The sequence below is a fragment of the Microcystis sp. M53603_WE2 genome, from assembly GCF_030065435.1.
The window spans coordinates 1-1,495 of sequence record NZ_JASJFF010000559.1 but is presented as its reverse complement, the minus strand read 5'-3'; the positions used below and the strand labels follow the sequence as shown (position 1 = coordinate 1,495).

Annotated in this window: 1 protein-coding gene and 1 pseudogene; both read right to left on the bottom strand. The window is 46.0% G+C overall.

Annotated features, from left to right (window positions below; translation table 11 throughout):
- On the bottom strand, positions 1-1,029 hold a 1,029-nt coding region (locus tag PX481_RS11640; protein WP_502888598.1), incomplete at its 3' end, for a glycine dehydrogenase.
- A 157-nt stretch (positions 1,030-1,186) separates the two neighbouring features.
- Positions 1,187-1,495, bottom strand: a pseudogene (locus tag PX481_RS11635) (phospholipid carrier-dependent glycosyltransferase); the annotation flags it as partial.

The window sequence follows — 1,495 nt, the reverse complement described above, 5'->3', positions numbered from 1 at the left end:
TTTATCCCGGCGGATATGTTGTTCGCGGGTTTGCAAAGCTAAACGCAGTGCGGGTTTACCCTGACTATCCTTCGATACCCCGACAATGCGCCCCGGAATGCTACGTTTATAGGCATCTTTGGTGGCAAAATAAGCGGCATGGGGACCCCCATAACCCAAGGGAACCCCAAAGCGTTGACTGCTACCCACGGCAATATCAGCCCCCAATTCGCCGGGGGGAGTCAACAGGGCTAAACTGAGAATATCGGCGGCAACGGTGACTAAAGCCCCATTTTCCTGCGCTTTGGCGATAAATTCCCGATAATCATAAATTACGCCATCGGTGGCTGGATATTGTAATAATGCGCCAAAAATCGGCGTTTGAAAGTCAAAGAGACGATGATCATCGATAATAATGTCAATACCTAAAGGAATCGCTCTGGTTTTAACAACTTCGATCGTTTGGGGATGGCAACTACTAGAGATAAAGAAAGCATTGGCTTTAGTTTTACACAGTCCATAACTCATACTCATCGCTTCCGCAGCTGCTGTTCCTTCATCGAGGAGGGAAGCGTTAGCAATTTCCAGACCGGTTAAGCTAGTGATGAGAGTTTGGAAGTTTAAGAGAGCTTCTAAGCGTCCTTGGGCGATTTCCGCTTGATAGGGAGTATAGGCGGTGTACCAACCCGGATTTTCTAAGATGTTGCGGAGAATTACCGGCGGGGTGATACAGTCATGGTAGCCCATGCCAATAAAGGAGCGAAATACCTGATTTTTGGAGGCAATAGCTTTTAATTGGGCAAGAGCGGCGTATTCACTCAAGGCAGGTGGTAGATTAAGGCTTTTTTGTAAACGAATTCCTGACGGGACCGTTTGAGCGATTAATTCCTCCACGGTAGCAACACCCAAAACCGCCAGCATTTTCTCGATTTCCGTCTCCGTCGGCCCAATATGACGGTTAACAAAGCTATCGGTGCAGTCTAGCAGGTCTTGCAGGTCAGCAGGAGCGAATTCCTCGGTTTTCTCGGCCGTAATTGACCTATTTAGCATATTAATCTCGGTTTAAACAATTACAAAAGTGCTGCGTTTCATCGCTAGGGGTGATTTTAACGCAACTTGTAAAATTTTTGTAATATTTCAAGTCAGCAATCGGCAAGATAAAGCGGAAGCTAATTTGCTATCGAAAGTACGCACAAAATTAACCTCACTACTGCTTCGTCACCAAAAACCAACCGGAATCCGTAGATCCGATCGCCTTTAATCCTTCTAAATCAGTAGCTTCTTTGGTTTGACGATCGATAATTAGGTAAGGTTGCTTGTGACTTTGCCAGTGATTGATTAATTCTTCAGCAGCAAGGGGAAAAACCCGACGACCACTATAAAAATTTAACGAGGGGCGCTCGTAGGCAAAAGCAATATAAACAGGGTGATCGGCCGGCACATATTTCTCCACTAAACTCGCCACCGGTTTGACGGGGAAATTCTCATTTAATTCCCAGATCCACAGGGGAGAATT